The 18,786-nt window shown below is 71.6% G+C and carries 10 protein-coding genes; 4 read left to right on the plus strand and 6 right to left on the minus strand.

From position 1 onward, the window contains the following. The first annotated feature begins 38 nt into the window (after nucleotides 1-38). Both AC07RV_RS03335 and AC07RV_RS03340 read left to right on the plus strand, forming a co-directional pair. Nucleotides 39-12,620, plus strand: coding sequence for a filamentous hemagglutinin family protein (locus AC07RV_RS03335; protein WP_296782410.1), 12,582 nt, complete (start codon nucleotides 39-41; stop codon nucleotides 12,618-12,620). A 14-nt stretch (nucleotides 12,621-12,634) separates the two neighbouring features. Next, a complete protein-coding gene (locus AC07RV_RS03340) occupies nucleotides 12,635-13,183 on the plus strand; it encodes an RNA polymerase sigma factor (protein ID WP_296782413.1) in 549 nt (182 codons plus the stop codon). Nucleotides 13,184-13,186: 3 nt separating this feature from the next. Here the strand turns inward: AC07RV_RS03340 and AC07RV_RS03345 are convergent, their stop codons facing one another. Both AC07RV_RS03345 and AC07RV_RS03350 read right to left on the minus strand, forming a co-directional pair. Then, nucleotides 13,187-14,059, minus strand: coding sequence for an SDR family oxidoreductase (locus AC07RV_RS03345; protein ID WP_296782415.1), 873 nt, complete (start codon nucleotides 14,057-14,059; stop codon nucleotides 13,187-13,189). Between the two features lie 45 nt (nucleotides 14,060-14,104). Continuing rightward, nucleotides 14,105-14,599: a low affinity iron permease family protein gene (locus AC07RV_RS03350; RefSeq protein WP_296782416.1), complete on the minus strand. Its 495-nt coding sequence runs from the start codon at nucleotides 14,597-14,599 to the stop codon at nucleotides 14,105-14,107. Nucleotides 14,600-14,906: 307 nt separating this feature from the next. Here AC07RV_RS03350 and AC07RV_RS03355 point away from each other — a divergent pair, with 307 nt between their 5' ends. Then, nucleotides 14,907-15,164 carry a DUF2934 domain-containing protein gene (locus AC07RV_RS03355; protein WP_296782418.1) on the plus strand — a complete coding sequence of 86 codons (258 nt, stop codon included), beginning with the start codon at nucleotides 14,907-14,909 and terminating at the stop codon, nucleotides 15,162-15,164. A 90-nt stretch (nucleotides 15,165-15,254) separates the two neighbouring features. After that, nucleotides 15,255-15,464 (plus strand): DUF3606 domain-containing protein, encoded by a 210-nt coding sequence (locus AC07RV_RS03360; protein ID WP_296782420.1) that lies wholly within the window; start codon nucleotides 15,255-15,257, stop codon nucleotides 15,462-15,464. A 33-nt stretch (nucleotides 15,465-15,497) separates the two neighbouring features. Here the strand turns inward: AC07RV_RS03360 and AC07RV_RS03365 are convergent, their stop codons facing one another. The 4 genes from AC07RV_RS03365 to AC07RV_RS03380 all read right to left on the minus strand — a co-directional run bounded on the left by AC07RV_RS03365 (nucleotide 15,498) and on the right by AC07RV_RS03380 (nucleotide 18,771). Further along, a complete protein-coding gene (locus tag AC07RV_RS03365; RefSeq protein WP_296782422.1) occupies nucleotides 15,498-17,792 on the minus strand; it encodes an FdhF/YdeP family oxidoreductase in 2,295 nt (764 codons plus the stop codon). Nucleotides 17,793-17,859: 67 nt separating this feature from the next. Continuing rightward, nucleotides 17,860-18,042, minus strand: coding sequence for a DUF3606 domain-containing protein (locus tag AC07RV_RS03370; protein ID WP_093349567.1), 183 nt, complete (start codon nucleotides 18,040-18,042; stop codon nucleotides 17,860-17,862). Nucleotides 18,043-18,094: 52 nt separating this feature from the next. Further along, nucleotides 18,095-18,301 (minus strand): hypothetical protein, encoded by a 207-nt coding sequence (locus AC07RV_RS03375; RefSeq protein ID WP_296782423.1) that lies wholly within the window; start codon nucleotides 18,299-18,301, stop codon nucleotides 18,095-18,097. 2 nt (nucleotides 18,302-18,303) lie between these two features. After that, on the minus strand, nucleotides 18,304-18,771 hold the full coding sequence (locus tag AC07RV_RS03380) for a ferritin-like domain-containing protein (protein ID WP_093349562.1): 468 nt from the start codon (nucleotides 18,769-18,771) through the stop codon (nucleotides 18,304-18,306). Between the last annotated feature and the right edge of the window lie 15 nt (nucleotides 18,772-18,786).

Here is an 18,786-nt window from a genome sequence, read left to right on the forward strand (position 1 = left end):
TGCCATGCCAGTGCATTGCATTTCTTACCGGGCGCCAGATGAACACACACGAGGGACACCGCAGCCGCCAGCCGGCCGTGGTGCGAACGAGGAACTTCCGCATTTCGCCGCTGGCGCAGGCCATGGCCCTCGCGCTGGCGGGTGCCGCCTCCGCGGTCGCGCCGCCGGCCCATGCGCAGCGCGCCTTCAGCGCGGGCTGGATGGCGCAGAAGAACATGGCGCAGAACATCGCCATCGCGACCGGCCGCCTGCCCAACGGTACGCCGGCATCGAACCTCACGAGTCCGCAGGCGCAACAGCAGCGCGCCAGCGAGCAGCTGCAGCGCTCGATCGGCAACCTGAACCTCGCGGCGCAGGCGATCGCGGCGCAGCAGGCCGCGCAGGCGGCCGCGCGGCAGGCGGCACTGGACGATCCTTCGTCGGTGCCCGATGGCCTGGCCGATGGCGGCTTGAAGGTCGACACCAATTCGCTGACCGCGGGCTGGCTCAATGCCCAGGCGCCCGTGCAATCGCAAGGCGGCGATGGCCGCACCACGGTCACCATCCAGCAGACCGGCGACCGCGCGATCCTCAACTGGGAGAGCTTCAACGTCGGCAAGCGCACCACGGTCGATTTCAAGCAGCAAGCCGATTGGGCGGTGCTCAACCGCATCAACGATCCGCAGGCGCGGCCTTCGCAGATCCAGGGGCAGATCAAGGGCGACGGCACGGTGCTGATCGCGAACCGCAACGGCATCGTGTTCAGCGGCTCGAGCCAGACCGACACGCGCAACCTCGTGGCGGCGGCCGCGAAGATCGGCGATGAGCAGTTCAAGGCACGCGGCATCTACAGCGAACAGGCCAGCGGCGCCTACACGCCGAGCTTCACCGAAGCACTGGGGGCCGTGAAGGTGGAAGCGGGCGCGCAGCTCACGACCCACACGCCCGCCTCGGTCACGCGCGGCGGCGGCTATGCCTTGCTGCTGGGCGCCGAGGTCGACAACGCCGGCACCATCACCACGCCGCGCGGACAGGTGCAGCTCGCCGCGGGCGATGCCTTCGTGGTTCGCGCGGGGCAAGGCACCGACGCCAACCAGTCCTCGACCACGCGCGGCAACGAAGTGGCGCCGCTGTTCGATGCCGGCAGCACGGCCGGCACCGTCACCAACCGCGGCCTGCTGCGGGCGAGCGAGGGCGACATCACGCTGACGGGCCGCAAGGTGGTGCAGGACGGCGTGGCGGTGGCCACCACCACGGTCGACACGCGCGGCACCATCCATCTGCTGGCCTCGGCCTCGGACAAGGACAGCAGCATCACCGTCACGCAGAAGGCGCTCAACGCGATCCTGCTCGACGACCAGAACGGCCGCACCGCGCTCGACAGCCAGCGCGATGCCCTGATCGCCGAATCGGCCAAGCTGGACTTCGCGCGCCGGACCACCGCGCAGGGCGTGTTCGACAACCTGTCGCTGCAGGACGACCGCCGCGACCAGTCGCGCATCGAGATCGTCTCGGGCGGCGGCGTGCTGTTCGAGGGCGGCTCCACCACGCTGGCCACCGGCGGCCAGCTCGCGGTGAGCAGCGGGGCGGCGGGTGGCCGCAGCACGGTGGCCGACGGCGCGCGGCTCGACGTCTCGGGCGCGGTCGGCGTGCAGGTGGCGATGGCCTCGAACAACATCGAGATCAACATCCAGGGCAACGAGCAGCGCGATGCGCCGCTCAACCGCGACACCACCTGGCTCAACAACGCCAATGTGTGGATCGACCGCCGCCAGCTGGTTCACGTGGCCGCCGGCACGGGCGGCTACGACAAGGAGCGCTGGTACACGGCGGGCGGCCTGCTCGAGGTCGGCGGCTACCTGGGCCTGCAGGGCCACGGCATCGGCGAATGGTCCGCGCAGGGCGGCAGCGTGAGCTTCACGGGCGGCGAGGTGGCCACGCAGCGCGGCTCGAACATCAACCTGTCGGGCGGCACGCTCGACGTGCAGACCGGCACGATCCGCCAGAGTTGGCTCAAGGGCGCGGACGGGCGCCTGTACGAGGTGTCGAAAGCGCCGGCGGACCTGAGCTACACGGGCCTGTACAAGGGCTTCGAGGACGAGCACAAGCGCTGGGGCGACAAGGCCACGGGCTTCTTCTACAACCCGCTGATCGGGCCGCAGCAGCGGCTCGAGAGCGGCTACACGGTCGGTCGCGACGCGGGCCGGCTGGTGATCGCCACCAGCGCCGCGACGCTCGGCGGCGACATCACGGCCGATGCCTTCCAGGGCCCGCGCCAGGCGCAGAAGGCCGATGCGGGGCTGGAGGACGGCTACGACCAGTCGCACAACGCGGTGGCGCATGCCGGCCAGCTGATCCTGGGCCGCTACGACTCGGCGCTCAACACCGATGCGAAGAACGGCCCCGTCGGCCTGTTCCACAACCTCACGCCGACGCTGGCGCACATCGTGTTCGACGCGGCGCCGGACGGCGCGGCCGCCGACCCGCAGGGCACGCTGCGGCTGGACGCGGACGGACTGACGCGCATGGGCCTCGGCGCCATCGTGGGCAGCGCGAAGGAAGACATCGCGGTGCAGGCCGCGCTCGCCGTGACGCCCGGCGGACAGATCGCGCTGTACGCGCCCACCGTCAAGGTCGACGCCGGCCTGACGGCGCGCTCGGGCCGCATCCTCCTGGGCGACGTGGTGCCCATGGTGTCGCCGGAGAACGGCATCTCGAGCGATGCCCAGCTGGGCGCGCCCGCGGGCACCACGCCCAGTGTCGTCATCGGCGGCGGCGTCACGCTGGACGCGCGCGGCATCTGGAGCAACCTGCAGCAGGACGCGGACGACCGGCGCTACCTGCCTTACCTCGACGGCGGCACGGTGGCCGTGCGCAACACGGGCGACGTGACGCTGCAGGCCGGCGGCGTCATCGACGTCTCGTCGGGCGCGATCCTGCGCGCCGACGGCAGCCTGCAAGGCGGCACGGGCGGCGACGTCACGCTGGCCGCAGGCTATGTGGTGAACGCGGCCGCGGCCGGGCCGGGCGGCCTGCTGCGCGTGGACGGCGAGGTGCGCGCCTATGGCGTGAACGGCGGCGGCACGCTGACCATCGAGGCCGCGCAGGCGATCGGCCTGGGCCTCGCGCCCGTGGGCAGCGATGGAACGCTGGCGGCGGGCCAGTCGTCGTCGGCGGGACTGCGGCTGGCCAACGACTACCTGGTCGAGGCGGGCAGCGCGATCCCGTTCGGCTTCTCCGCGACCGTGACCCGGGTCGCGCCGGGGCAGAAGATCGGCGGCCCCCTGGTGCCGATCATTTCGGCACAGAAACCGCTGACGCTGGCCGCGGACTGGGTGGTTCCGCCGGGCGTGGCTTCGGCGCAGTTCAGCACCGCGCCTTTCTTCGCGGGACCGGGCACGCGCGTGCCCAAGGGTGCGGTCATGACGGCCCTCAACCTCGCGGGCAGCGCCACGGTCACGGTGGCGGCCGATGCCTTCCCCGACGGCATCCCGGTCAAGCCCGTGACGACGGTGTACGCAGCCGGCGCCATCGTCGCGCAGCCGCTGGTGATCGCGGCCGGCACGCTGCTGCAGCCCGGCACGACGCTGCCGGTCGACGTGGCGGTCAAGCCGGTGCTGACGCTGCGCGGCGCGCTGTTCGAGAGCGGCTTCTCCCACTACGAGATCCACGGCCATGACGGCGTGACGCTGCCCGCCGGCGCGACGCTGGAGGTGGCCATGCCGGTCTACCGCTGGGACGGCAGCCGGCAGGCGCCGGCCACCGGCACCGACCCCGCGCAGGCCCTGCAGCGCTGGACCCCGCCGCTGTACGAGGAACATCCCGACAGCGCACGGCTCGCGCAGCGCCTCGGCGCCGACCTGGTGCTGCTCGCCGGCTCCGCGTACGACGCGAGTTCGCCGATCGTGCTGGGCGAGGGCTCCACGCTGTCGGTCGATCCCGGCCAGTCCATCTCGCTCCTGAGCAGCGGCGGCCAGGTCACGCTCGAGGGCCGCGTGAACGCCTGGGGCGGCGCGATCGCGGTGAACACGCGCTACCCGTTCTTCCACGGCGCGGCCAGCAGCTTCGTCGATGGCCGGTCGATCTGGGTCGGCGAGCATGCGGTACTCGATGCCGCGGCGCGCGCCTACGTGGCGCACGACAGCGAAGGCCGCGCCTACGGCGTCGCGCCCGATGGCGGTTCGATCACGCTCGGGCCCACCGACGACTTCGTCGTCATCCGTGCCGGGGCGCTGCTCGATGCCTCCGGCGCGCAGGCGACGGTCGACCTGGCCGCGGGCAGCGGCCCCGGCGCGATCGCGCAGCCGACCGTGCTGGCCGGCGCGGGCGGCAGCATCGCGCTGGAGTCGAACACGGGCATCTACATCGACGGCGATCTGCGCGCCCGGGCCGGCGGCGCCGGCGCGGCCGGCGGCGCGCTGACGCTCCTCATGGATGGCCGCGCCTACAGCGGCGCCGACTACGACGCCACCGGCACCTTGCCCGAGGCGGTGCAGCACATGCACAACATCACGCTGACGCAGGTCCGCCCCGGCAGCCGCCTGCCCGCCGACCTGGCACCGGGCCAGGCCGACCGCAGCCTCGCGGTGGGCGACACGCGGCTGGGCATGGACCAGGTCGTCGCCGGCGGCTTCGACGCCCTGACGCTGGGGACGCAGGACCTGTTCGTGTTCCAGGGCGACATCGACCTGTCGCTGGGCCGCAGCCTGAATCTCAAGGGCGGCGTCTACACCGTGGACGCCGCCACGCCCGACGCCCGCGTGAACCTGCGCGCGCCCTATGTGCGCCTGGACGGCGGCTATCCGATCCGTCCCGACGACCAGCCATGGGCCGGCTCGGTCGGCTTCTATTCGCCCGGGCTGATCAACAAGGACGGCGCGCTCATGGCGTCGAGCGTCAGCGGCAGCAGCGCGCTGACCATCGAGGCCTCGCTGATCGACCTCTACGACACCCTGCTCTCGGGCACGGGCGGGATCCAGGGCGACGGCGGGGGCCTGCTGAACGTGCCGTCTCGACTCGTGGACCTCCCGGGTTTCGCCAGCCTCAACCTGAAGGCATCGGGCGACGTGCGGCTGGGCAACACCCGGCTGTACGCGAGCGGCGACATCGCCATCGAGTCGGCGCAGCTCTATCCGATGAGCGGGGCCAGCGCGACCATCCTCGCGGGGCGCATCACCGTGCCGAACGCATTCGGCAACCCGATCGAGCAACTCGATTCGCAGCGCACGCTGACCCTTCGCTCCAGCGGCCAGGATGCGCCGATGCCGGCCTCGGTGTTCGGCAAGCTGCTGCTGCGCGCCGGCACGGTGGACCAGGGCGGCACGCTGCGCGCGCCGCTGGGCACCATCACCATCAACGACAGTCCGTCGCCACTGGGGGCGCCGCTGAACGAGAAGGCCACGGACGACACCACGGTGGTGCTGCGGCCGGGCAGCGTGACCTCCGTCAGCGCGGCGGGCCTGGTCATGCCCTACGGCGGCACCACCGACGGCCTGGACTACCGCGGTGCCCCCGCCTTCACGGGCCTGCCCGGCGGCGTCAAGGACGGCGGCGAGCTGCTCTCGGGCATCAGCCTGGGCGGCCAGCACGTCGTGGTCGAGGCGGGCGCGACGCTCGACGTGTCGGGCGGCGGCGACCTGCGCGGCCAGGGCTTCGTCACCGGGCGCGGCGGTTCGGTCGATGTGCTGGCCACGCCGCTGTACAACGCCAATCCCGCGGGCAACCGCTACAGCGCGGCCTCGAACCAGGTCTACGCGGTGCTGCCCGGCTACGCCTCGGCCTATGCGCCCGTCATCGCCGACAAGGGGGCCGGCGATCCGGCCATCGGGCGGCAGATCCAGATCGGCGCCGGCGTGCCCGGCCTGCCCGCCGGCACCTACACGCTGCTGCCCTCGAGCTATGCGCTGCTGCCGGGCGCCTTCCGCGTCGAGGTCGCCACCGGCCCGTCCGCGACGCCGGGGCTGGCGCGGCAACCCGCCGTGGCCGTGCCCAACGGTTCGTGGCAGACCAGCGGCGTGCTGTCGCTGGCCGGCACCGGCATTCGCGACAGCCTGCCCACCGCCGTGCTGGTGACGCCGGGCGCCGCGGTGCGCCGGTTCTCGCAGTACAACGAGACCAGCTACTCGGACTTCGCCATCCAGCAGGCGGCCCGCTTCGGCCGCGTGCGGCCCCTGCTGCCGGCCGACGGCAAGATCCTGCGCTTCGACCTGATGCGCTCGGACGCGGGCGGCGACGCCCTCAGCTTCGAGGGCCAGGCACTGATGGGCGGCGCGCCGGGCGGCGGGGCCGGCCGCGTGATCGTGACCGGCAACGCGGCCATCGACGTCACGGCCGATGGCGCCACGCCCGTGCCGGGGCGCATCACGCTCGCGGCGAGCGACCTCAATGCGATGAATGCCGCGTCGATCTCCATCGGCGGCTGGACCAGCTATTTCGACGGCAACACCAACCAGAGCGACAGCCCGCGCGTCTACTTCACGATGGGGGGCGCGGGCACGGTCCACGTGGGCGAGGGCGCGGCGCTCAAGGCCGGCCAGATCTTCCTGATCGGCAACGACCTGTCGGTCGACACCTCGGCCGTGCTCGACACCCGCGGCTTCGCCGACCCGGCGGCCGACTCCAGCCTCGGCTACCTCTATGCCAACTTCCTGGCCCCCACGGCCAGCGGGCCCGCGGTGCTGGCGGTCGCCAACGGCTTCCTCGACTTCCTGCCCGCGCAGGGCACGGGCCGCATCCGCGTGGCCGATGGGGCCAGCCTGCTGACCACCGGCACGGTCGCCTTCCTGGCGCCGGGCGACCTGAGCCTGGGCAACGTCAACCTGGGCGCGCGCTTCGTCACGGTGGCGCAGCACCAGATCAACATCGGCAACGACGCGGCCCTGGCGCAGGCCGATGCCGCCGGCGTGCTGCCCACGGGCTGGCGGCTGACGCAGGACGTGCTCGCGCGCCTGCTGCGGCCCGCCACCGACAGCGGCCTGCCCGCGCTGGAACGGCTGGCGCTGACCGCCGACACCCTCAACTTCTACGGGACGGTCACGCTCGACACCGGGGAATCGAAGGCGCAGCTGGCCATCAACACGCCGGCCTTCTACGGCTGGGGCAACGCGGGCGACGAGGTGCGCCTGGTCACCGACACGCTGGTGTGGAACGGCGTGCGCTCGGGCCTGGGAACGAACGACTCGCCGTACGCGAGTGCGGACCCGGTGGCGACCGTGCCCGGCGGTCCGGGCTCCGGCACGGGCCACCTGGTGCTGGACGTCAACACGATGATCTTCGGCTACGACGCCCATGCCCGCGCGCAGAGCCAGACCGCGCTCGACCGCGTGGCGCTGGGCTTCGCCGACGTCACCATCGATGCGGCTCAAGCGGTGACCGCCAACAATAAGGGCTCGCTGTCGGTGGGCCTGACGCGCGATGCCTCGGGCACGCTGCAAGGCGGCGCGCTCGACATCCGCACGCCGCTGCTGACCGGCGCCAGCGGCTCGACCATGCGCTATGCGGCCGGTGGCGACATCCATGTCGCGCTGCCCGAGGGTGCGACGGCGGGCCGCACGAACGAGGTGCAGGACCTGGGCGCCTCGCTGGCCTTCAGCGGCCGCAAAGTGACGCTGGACACCGCCATCGCCTTGCCCACCGGCAAGCTCGACGTGCAAGGCACGGGCGACATCGTCTTCGGCGCGAACGCCGCCATCGACCTGAGCGGGCGCCACGTCACGTTCTACGACGTGTCGCGCGATTCCTGGGGCGGCGCGCTGACCGCGACCAGCACGGGCGGCAGCATCGCGCAGCAGGCCGGATCGACCATCGACGTCTCCGCCGCCGCGAGCGACGCGGGCTCGATCCAGGCGAGCGCGCTGGCCGACGGCGCCACCGTGCAATGGAACGGCACGCTGCGCGGCAGCGGCGGGCAGGGCTTTGCGCAGGGCAGCTTCATCGAGCAGGTGGGCGCGCTCGACAACGCCGGCTTCGCCGCCCTGAACACGCAGCTCAACGACACCGGCTTCACCGCGCTGCGCGGCTTCCGCATCGCGCATGGCGACCTGGCGGTCGGCGACGGCGTGCGCGCGAACAGGATCGCGATCGTGCTCGACGATGGCAGCCTGACGGTGAATGGCAGGCTCGATGCATCGGGCCGCGGGCCGGGCAGCATCGCGCTGACCGCCAGCGGCGACCTGACCCTGAGTGCCTCGTCGGTGCTGGACGTACATGCCACGCAGCTGGCCGTCGACAGCAACGGCCAGCCGATCGACGCCTCCAACCGCGCGCACATCGCGCTGAGCTCGACGCGCGGCAGCGTCACGCTGCAGCCCGGCGCCACGCTGGACCTGAGCACGCCCGACGGCATCGCGCGCGGCCAGGTGGAGATCGCCGCGCCGCGCCGCGGCCCGGACGCCGCCGATGCGTCCCGCGACAACGACATCGCGATCCAGGCGGCCGGTCCCCTGAACATCCGCGGCGCCGCCTCCATCGCCGTGGTGGGCTTCCGCACCTACACGCTGGCGGACGGCACGGTCATCGACCAGCAGCTGCTCGACGGCATCGACGTCGACAGCCGCCGCTTCATCGACGCGGCATGGGCCAACGACGGCCTGCAGGGCCGCCTGGCCGGACTGCGCGCCTATGGCGCGGCCTATCACCTGCGCCCCGGCGTCGAGCTCGACGGCACGGGCAGCCTGTCGACCGAGGGCGACATCGACCTCTCGGGCTACCGCTACGGCCCCGGCGCCGACCCGGCCCTGCGCGGCTCGGGCGAACCGGGCGTGCTGGTGCTGCGCGCCACGGGCGACCTGAAGATCAACGGCAGCATCAGCGACGGCTTCGCGCCGCCCGGTGCCTCGCCCGACGACAACGGCTGGGGCGTGCAACTGCCGGTCGGCACCCTGACCAGCGCGGTGAACATTCCCACCCCCGTGACGGTGCAGGCCTTCACCTTGTTCCCGTCCGATGCCACCTTGAATTTCGCGATCACGATCACCGATCCGGGCTTCTTCTACAGCATCGCCGTCAACCCCAACGCGACCCTGCCGGCGGAGGCCCAGGTGCTCGAGGCCTTCTTCTCCTACGACACGGTGGCGACCGCCAATGTGTACAACGCCGACGGCTCGGTGCTGTACCGCAAGGGCGAGGTCATCCCCGCGCAGACCGTGCTCAACCAGGGCCAGACCTTCGGCGCCGGCTTCAACGTGGGCATGGGATCGGTCGTGCTGTCGGCCATCACCATCCCGGCGGGCACGCCGCTGGGCTTCCTGACCAACGGCGCCTTGCTGACGGAGGACTACACGCTGCCGGCCGGCTCCATTCTTCCCGTCAACACCGTCGTGCAGGGCTACGTGGGCGGCGCCATCGCGCCGACGCGTCCGGTGGGGCCGGACGGCACCCAGGGCCGGCAATGGGCGATGGCGCCGATGCTGGCACCGGGCATGCAGTCGTGGTCGATGCGGCTGGTGGCGGGGGCCGACCTGGGCAGCGCGGACACGCGCGCGCTGCACACGGCGAGCCAACTGGCGGGCATGGGCAACATCACGCTGGAGGACGCGCACCTGATCGGCCTGGCATCGCCCGTGGTCTCGATCGGCAGCAGCGTGATCCGCACCGGCACCGGCGACCTCGAGCTGCTGGCCGGCGGCAACTACGTGCAGAAGTCGCCGTTCGGCGTCTACACCGCCGGCACCGCCATCGACGGCGCGGCGAGCGCGCCGTTCAACCTGGACCGCGGGCTGCAGACCGACGGCACCGTGCTCGGCGCGGCCAACGGCGCCTACGAGCCCACGCTCAACAGCACGCGCCTATGGATGCCCACGCAGGGCGGCGACTTCACGCTGGCCGCGCAAGGCGACATCCTGGGCTTCCAGGCCCGGGACAGCCAGTCGATCGGCACCTGGCTGTGGCGCCAGGGCGGCGCGGGCCTGGACCAGCCGACCGCCTGGGGCATCAACTTCGGCACCTACTCGTTCAACAGCGCCGCGCCCTTTCCCCAGTTGCTGGAGCTGCCCGCCTTCACGGGCGTGGGCACGCTGGGCGGCGGCAACGTCACGGTGCGCGCGGGCGGCAACATCGGCCTGCCCGACGGAGCGACGTTGGGCGAAGGCAACCGCAGCCTCGTGGTGGCGGCGGCCGGCAGCGGCCGCGTGGTGGACGGGCAGCTGCTGCAGACCGGCGGCGGCGCGCTCGACGTGAGCGCGGGCGGCCAGATCAACGGCGGGATGTTCGTGGGCCTGCGCGGCGATACCACCGTGACGGCTGGCAGCGTGGGCAGCGAGCGGCTGCTGGGCTACGGCTATCGCCTGCGCGACCAGCGCCCGCTCGACCCCTACACCCCCTATGCCAGCCGCTCCAGCGGCGAGGCCAGCTTCGCGCCTGGCGACGGCGCGGTGCGCGTGCGCACGCTGGGCGACCTGGCGGTGAACACCTTCACCGATCCCGGCCGCGACACGCCCGTCAGCGAAACCGCGGGCACCAACGCGGACGGCATCACCGGCTTCGGATCGACCTGGTTCACCCTGTGGACGCCGGCCACGCAGATCGACCTGGTGTCGGCCGGCGGCAACCTCACGCCCATCGTCAAAAGCGGCAATGTCGTGCCCTCGGTGCTGCGCGCGGCGGCGCTGGGCGGCAGCATCTACTACGCGACCGGCGGCGAGGTGCTGCTGATGCCGTCCTCGCACAGCGCGCTCGAGCTGCTGGCGCGCGACCTGATCAGCGGCGATGCCGCCAACAACGTCTCCAACGGCTCCTCGCCGATCGCCATCCTGGGCGCCTCGGCGAACAGCATCGCCACCCCGCTGAATCCGGCCTGGCGCCTGGGCGGGGAGCTCGACAGCCGCGGCCGCAAGGTGCTCGACTCCAACTACTGGGGCAACGCCGATACACCGCTCGACCGCGTGGCCATCGAAGGCACGATGTTCATGTTCGGGCCCAACAGCGTCGTCGACGACAGCACGCTCGGCGGCCAGGGCACGCGCATCTATGCGCTGAAAGGCGACATCGTCGGCATCCAGTCGGGACGCATCTACATGACCGACGCGCTCGCCACGGGCGGCCTCTCGATGCCGTACTACCAATCCGCCGGCCCGCTGCGCATGGTGGCCGGCCGCGACATCGTCGACACCCGCGGCCTGATCGTGCAGAACGGCGCCAACGACGTGTCGATGATCGCGGCACAAGGCAGCGTGCTGTTCACCGGCTGGACGATCGCCGGCCCCGGCTCGCTCGAGGTCTCGGCGGGCGGGCAGATCTACCAGGGCAGCCAGGCCAGCCTGACCAGCCTGGGCCCGCTGGTCCCCGGCGACACGCGGCCGGGCGCGGGCATCACGCTGCAGGCGGGCCTGGGCGCGGGCGCGCCGGGCGAGGGCACGGTCGACTACACCGGCTTCGCGCGGCGCTACCTCGACGCAACCCGGCTCGCCGCCACCGGCCAGCCGCTGGCCGACCAGCCCGGCAAGGTCGCGCGCACCTACGAGGCCGAGCTGGCCCAGTGGCTGGGCCAGCGCTACGGCTATGCGGGCCCGGGCGGGGCCGATGCCCTGGCCTACTTCCTGGCCTTGCCCGCCGAGCAGCAGCGCATCTTCGTGCGGCAGGTCTATTTCGCCGAGCTCACGGCCGGCGGGCGCGAGTACAACGACGCCGACAGCCCGCGCTACGGCAGCTACCTGCGCGGGCGCGATGCCATCGCCACGCTGTTCCCCGACACCGATGCGGCCGGCCAGCCGATCCGGCGCGCGGGCGACATCACGCTCTACCAGGGCGTGGACAGCAACGCGGGCATCCGCACGGTCGTGGGCGGCGGCATCCAGACCCTGGCGCCGGGCGGCCAGACCGTCGTCGGCGTGGAGGGCGTGACGCCCTCGATCAAGGAGGACGCGGTGCCCGCGGGCCTGCTGACCCAGGGCGAGGGCAGCATCCAGATGTACAGCCAGGGCAGCATCCTGCTGGGCCTGTCGCGCATCATGACCACCTTCGGCGGCGACATCCTCGCGTGGTCGGCCACGGGCGACATCAATGCCGGCCGGGGCTCGAAGACCACCGTGGTCTACACGCCGCCCAAGCGCGAGTACGACACGCTGGGCAACGTGAAGCTCTCGCCCAACGTGCCGAGCACCGGCGCGGGCATCGCGACGCTCGATCCGATTCCGGAAGTGCCGCCGGGCGACGTCGACCTGATCGCGCCCTTGGGCACCATCGACGCGGGCGAGGCCGGTATCCGCGTCTCGGGCAACGTGAACCTCGCGGCCTTGCAGGTGGTCAACGCGGCCAACATCCAGGTCAAGGGCGAATCGGCCGGGCTGCCGGTAGTGGCGTCGGTCAACGTGGGCGCGCTCACCAACGCGAGCGCGGCCGCCTCGCAAGCCGCGATGGCGGCGCAGGACACGGTGCAGCGCGAACGCAAGTCCGCACGCCAGGCCTTGCCCTCGGTGTTCACGGTGCGCGTGCTCGGCTTCGGCAACGAGCCCGCGGCCGGCCCGGGCGGTGGAGGCGGCACGCCGGGCGGGGAGGGCGGCGGGCCGGTGCCGCGCAAGCCGGCGGAGCAGGCCAGCTACGACCCCTCGGGCTTCATCCAGATGCTGGGACATGGCGCGCTGACCGACGCGCAGATCGCGCGGCTGACCGAGAACGAACGCCGCGGCCTGCCGCGCGGACGCTAGCCCGGCCACCCGCCATGAACTCGCCGATGTCCGTGCCCTGCGGCGATGCCGCAGGGATCGACCGTGCGCCGTCGCCGGACTTCCAGGCGTTGCTGGTGGCGAACTACGCGCAGCTGCACCGCCGGCTCGCACGCCACCTGGGCAGTGCCGACGCGGCCAGCGAGAGCCTGCACGATGCCTGGCTGCGGCTGGCCGGCACGGCCTTCGCGGGCGTGCAAAGCCCGCTGGCCTATGTGTATCGCGTCGCCTGCAATGCGGCCATGGACCGGCTGCGCGCGGAGCGGCCGTGGCAGTCGGCGGACGGCGCGCAGGAAACGCTCGAGCACCTGGCGGACCAGTCGCCCGGGCCGGAGCTGATCGCCGAGGCGCGCTCCGACCTCCAGGCCGTGGAGCGCGCGATGCGGGTGCTGCCGCTGCGTCACCAGCACATCCTGGTGGCGCTGCGGGTGCACGAGCTCACGCGCGAGGAAGTGGCGGTGCGCCACGGCCTGTCGCTGCGGCGGGTCGACACCACGCTGCGCCAGGCGCTGCTGCACCTGCCGCTCGCGCGCTGCGCGGCCTAGGCCTCAGAGGAAGGGCACGCCGCCGGTCACGGGAATCGTCGCGCCCGAGATGTAGCTGCCTTCGTCGGAGGCCAGCAGCACGTAGACCGCCTGCAGCTCGCGCGGCTGGCCCGGGCGCTTCATCGGCGTCTGCGTGCCGAACTCCCTGACATTGCCGGCCGGCAGGGTCGAGGGGATCAGCGGGGTCCAGAACGGCCCCGGCGCCACGCAGTTCACGCGGATGCCCTTGTCGGCGAGCAGCTGCGCCATGCCGCCCGAGAGGTTCTGAATCGCGCCCTTGGTCGCGGCGTAGGCCACCAGCGTGGCATTGGGCTTGTCGGCATTGACCGAGGCGGTGCTGATGATCGAGCTGCCGGGCTTCATATGGGGCACCGCGGCCTTGCAGAGGTAGAAGTTCGCGTAGACGTTGGTGCGGAAGGTGCGGTCGAACTCCTCGGCGCTGATCTGCTCGAGCGACTTGTGCGACATCTGGAATGCCGCGTTGTTCACCAGCACGTCGATGCGCCCGAAGTGCTCGAGCGTGGTGGCCACGAGGGCCTGGCATTGCGCCTCCTCGCGGATGTCGCCGGGCGCGAGCACGCACCGGCGTCCGGCGCCCTCGACCAGCCCGCGGGTGAGCTGCGCATCGGACTCCTCTTCGGCCAGGTACGAGATCACCACGTCCGCGCCTTCGCGCGCGAAGGCCAATGCGACGGCGCGGCCGATGCCGCTGTCGCCGCCCGTGATCAGGGCGGCCTTGCCAAGCAGCTTGCCGGCGCCCACGTAGGAGTTCTCGCCGAAGTCGGGACGCGGCGACATCTCGGATTCGAGGCCGGGCGGCTGTTGCTGGGGGGTCGAGAAAGGCGGCCTGGGGCCTGCTTCGCGGGGATCGGTCATGGCGGGTCTTCTGTGCATGTCAAGGGAAGAAAGGGGGGGAAGTTCTCAGAAGAGCGCCGCGGACTCCGACCGTTCCGCGCACTTGGCCATGTCCCTGCCCATCGCCACCTTCTGCGCGGCCTCGGACGTCAGGTTGCCGGCCTTGGCGCGTTCCGCGAGACGGGCATAGAAGGCGGCCACGCGCTGCAGCTCCTGCTCGTCCAGCGCCTCGATGCCGATCATGCGGTTGCTCGCGCGCTGGCTGGTGGCGAGCAGTTCGTCGAGCTTGAGGTGCACGGCCACGCTGTCCTTGTTCTGGCTCTGCTGGATCAGGAACACCATGAGGAAGGTCACGATCGTCGTGCCGGTGTTGATCACCAGCTGCCAGTTCTCCGAGAACTTGAACAGCGGCCCGCACAGCGCCCAGGCGGCCACCGCCATCAGGGCGACACAGAAGGCGGTCGGCGTGCCGGCCCAGCGCGTGACGCGGCTGGCGAAGCGATCGAAGCGCGCGAGCCAGAGCGACCTGCCGGCATAGGCGACGGTGGCGGTGTTGGGCATGCCGCCCACGGGGCCATCGTCGTCCTCTCGAGGGTGGGGGCGTGGGAAAGGCTGGATGTCTGACATATGGGCAAGTGCTCCTGCGATCTCCTGCGATCCGTCGCAGCGTGCGTGCGCAGGCGGCCTGCCCGCGACATCCTCGCGCGCATCCTCTTGCAGGAGTGCGCCTGCGCCCGTGGCGCGCGCGCCGCCGACGGCATGTCGGCGCGGGGCGACCTGCTCCTACGAGATTGTTCGCAAAGAAGAGACGGAGCCGCCGGCTGGCCGGCTTACCGTCCATCGAACCCAACACTGCAAGGAGCCTCAGATGGCAAGTTCGAAGAATGGCGGCGACCAGCCCCTGGTCGCGCCGGCGGGTGGCGCGAACCCACCGGTCGATTCGCTCACCGAAGGTCTGGACGACGCCGCGGTGGCCGCGCCAAAGGAAACCGGCGAGACCGACCGGGAACAGGCGATCCGCGAAGCCGCCTATGCCGCCTACGAGCGCCGCGGAAAGACCGAGGGCAACGCCGAGCAGGACTGGCTGGACGCGGAGGCCGAGGTGAAGGCCCGATCCGGGTCCTGAAGACCGGCGGCCGCGCGGTCGCCGCGACCGTCTCAGCCTTGCGGCGCTGGCCCGCGCCTTTGTTTACAACCCGATTTCCGGAGCACTTTCATGACCCTTCACAACGATGCCTCGCCGAAGATCGATGCCAAGTCCGCCGCGGACGTCGCGCAACTCGCCCGCAAGCTGGACGCCACCGTCGAGCAGGTCGAGGAGGCCATTCGTGCCGTCGGCCCGAATGCCTCGGACATCGAACTCCATCTCAAGGGTTCGCGCAGCACCACCAATGCGGAGCGCACCGACGCCACCGGCAATGACTGACCGTGTTGCCGGACGCGGCGTCCCGGCGCCCGTTCAGGCGACCGGGCAGCGCGCCACGCGCACGGGAATCGCCTTCGCCGCCGGCACCATGCTCTGGCGCGCGAAGTGCTCGAGCGGAATCAGCGGATTGCACTCGGGGTAGTAGCCGCCCACGCAGCCCTCGGGCAGGTCGTAGGGCGTGACGCGCAGGCCCGTCACCCGGCGCTCGGCGTCCTCGAACCCTTCGGCGTTCACATCGACCATGTCGCCCTCGGCCAGCGCCAGCCGCGCCATGTCGAGCACGTTCATCAGCAGCACGCGGCGCGTGCCATGGATGCCGCGGAAGCGGTCGTCGAGGCTGTAGATGGAGGTGTTGAACTGGTCGTCGCTGCGCAGGGTCATGAGCCGCAGCGCCTGCTGCGATGGCGCCGCGCCCTCGCGCAACAGGCCGTAGCCCTTGAAGTTGGCCTTGCCATTCTTCGTCTTCCACACGCGCTCGCGCGCGGGCAGCGGCCGAGGAAAGCCCGCCGGATCTCCCAGCCGCGCATTGAAGTCGTGGAACACCTCGGGCAGCACCTGCGCGATGTGCTCGCGGATGCGCGCATAGTTCTCGGCCCAGGCCTCCCAGGGCACGGCCGGGTTCGGCGGCAAGGTGGCGAGCGCGATGCCCGCAACGATCGCGACCTCGGAACGCAGCGTGTCGGCGGTGGGCTCGGCCACGCCGCGCGACGCATGCATCACGCCGGTGGAGTCCTCGACCGACACCGACTGCTCGCCGCCCGCCTGGCGGTCGATCTCGATGCGGCCCAGGCAGGGCAGCAGGTACGACACCTCCCCATGCACCAGATGGCTGCGGTTGAGCTTGGTGGCGATGTTGACGGTGAGCCGCAGCTTCTTCCATGCGGGCTCGATGCGGTCGGTGTCGGGCACGGCGCGCGTGAAGTTGCCGCCGAGCGCGATGAAGGCGCGCACCGAGCCGTCGAGCACGCCGCGGCAGGCCTCCACCGTGTTGAGGCCCTTCTCGCGCGGCGGCTCGAAGCGGTAGAGCTTCGCCATCGCCTCGAGCGGCGCGAGCTCGGGCTTCTCGGTGATGCCCACGGTGCGCTGGCCCTGCACGTTCGAATGGCCGCGCACCGGGCAGATGCCGGCGCCAGGGCGCCCGATGTGGCCGCCGAGCAGCAGCAGGTTCGACACCATCTGCACGTTCGCGACGCCCTCCACATGCTGGGTCAGGCCCATGCCGTAGATGCCGATCACGGCACGCGACTCGGCGAAGGTGGCGGCGGCCTGTTCGAGCGCCTCGCGCGTCAGGCCCGATTCCGCGGCGATGACGGTCCACGAGACTTCGCGCAGCCAGGTGGCGAAATCCTCGAAGCCCTCGGTGTGCGCGGCGAGAAAGCCGGCATCGAGCACGCGAGGTGCGCCGGCCGCGAGCGCCGCATCGTCGGCAGCCACCAGCGCCTTGCACAGGCCCGCGAGCGCCGCGAGATCGCCGCCGTTGCGCACCTGCAGATACTGGGTGCTGAGCTGCGTCTCTGCGGGCGTGAGCATCTGCAGGGGCGACTGCGGGTTCGCGAAGTGCACCAGCCCGGGTTCGCGCAGCGGGTTGAAGGTGACGATCTTCGCGCCGCGCTGGCGGGCCTCCTGCAGCTGGTGCAGCATGCGCGGACTGCTCACGCCGGTGTTGTGGCCGAAGATGAAGATCGCGTCGCACTGCTCGAAGTCGTCGAGCCGCACCGTGCCCACGGGCACGCCGATGGTCTCGGGCAGCGCCACCGAGGTGGTCTCGTGGCACATGTTCGAACTGTCGGGCAGGTTGTTGTTGCCGTACAGGCGCGCCAGCAGCTGGTAGAGGTAGCTGGTCTCGAGCGAGGCGCGGCCCGAGGCATAGAACACCACCGAGGCCGGATCCTCGCGGCGCAGCGCGCGCAGCTCGGCGCCGATCTCCGCGAAGGCGTCATCCCATGAGATTTCGAGGTAGCGGTCGCTCGCGGCGTCCCAGCGCATCGGCCGCGTGAGACGGCCGCCGGCTTCGAGTTCGTGGTCGCTCCAGCCGAGCAGTTGCGTGACCGTGTGCTGCTCGAAGAAGGCCGGCGGCATGCGCTTGGCCGTGAGCTCCCAGGCCGTGGCCTTGGCGCCGTTCTCGCAGAACTCGGCCGTGCGCGGATGGCCGGGCTTGGCCCAGGCACAGCTCACGCAGGCGAAGCCATCGGGCTTGTTCTGCTGGAGCAGGGCCCGCGCGCCCAAGATGGGAATGTGTTCGCGCAGCAGGATGCTGCCCACCGCCTTCAGCGAACCCCAGCCGCCGGCCGGATGTTCGTAGGGCTCGAAGCTCGCCGCGTCGTTCACTGCGTCGAGCGCTGGCCAGGACCGGGATGGGGCTGCCGCGCGAGGTCCTCGCGCCGCCGAAGACGCTTCATTTGAGTTTCTCGGCCAGGTACTGGCGGACCTCGTCGGCCGAATTGCCGACGGCCTTCACCGCGTCGCGAAGCTGGGTCTCGGTGCAGCCCAGGCTCTGGGTCCACGAACGGACTTCATGGGGTTCGTGCAGCGCGATGAGCTTGCGATCGAGCGCGGTCTTCTTGGGATCGTCTGTCACGGGACCTCCTGAGGGATTGACTCGATGAGCAGCGACAAGGCCCGCCGGCCGGCTAGGCCTTCTCGCCGTTGCGCCGGGTCTGCGCGGGCGGCTTGGTGCCCTCGGTGCCGGGCGGAGGCGCATCGTGGCCGCGCTCGCCCGGATCGCCCGAAGGCTTGCCGGCCTCGCGGCCCATGCGGCTGCCGTCCAGCGGCGTGTCGATGCCGACCTCGCGGTTCTGCTCGATGTTCACGGGCGACATGGGCTTGCGCGTGGCCATGCTCAGCCCTTGGCCTTGTACTGGTCGCGCAGGTCGCGGATCTGGTCGTGGTTGCGCTGGGCACCGTCGGCCTGCCGCTGCACGACGGCGAGCACTTCGGCGGGCAGGTCGTTCTTCAGCGCCTTGCGGTAGCGCGCGACGGCCGAGTCCTCGCCGCGCTCGCACTCCTCGAGCATCGACAGGGCGCTGTCGGCACCCAGCGTGCCCTTCACATGGACCCAGCCGCGATGCAGCGCGCCGCTGACGCTGCCGCCCTGGTCCGCCTTGCCGCCGAGCGCACGGATCAGGGTGGCTAACTCTTCGGCGGCCGCGGCGCATTGGACCGCGCGGTTCTCGAAGACCTGCTTGACCTGCGTGTCTTCGACTTCGTCGGCGCAGGCGCGGAATCCGTATTCGCCGTCGCGCGAGTTCTCGAGCAGGTCGTTGAGGATCGAGAGGACTTCGTCGCTGGTGATGGATGCGGTGGTCATGGTGTAGCTCCTGGG

This window comes from Variovorax sp. GW821-FHT09B01 (assembly GCF_059418345.1).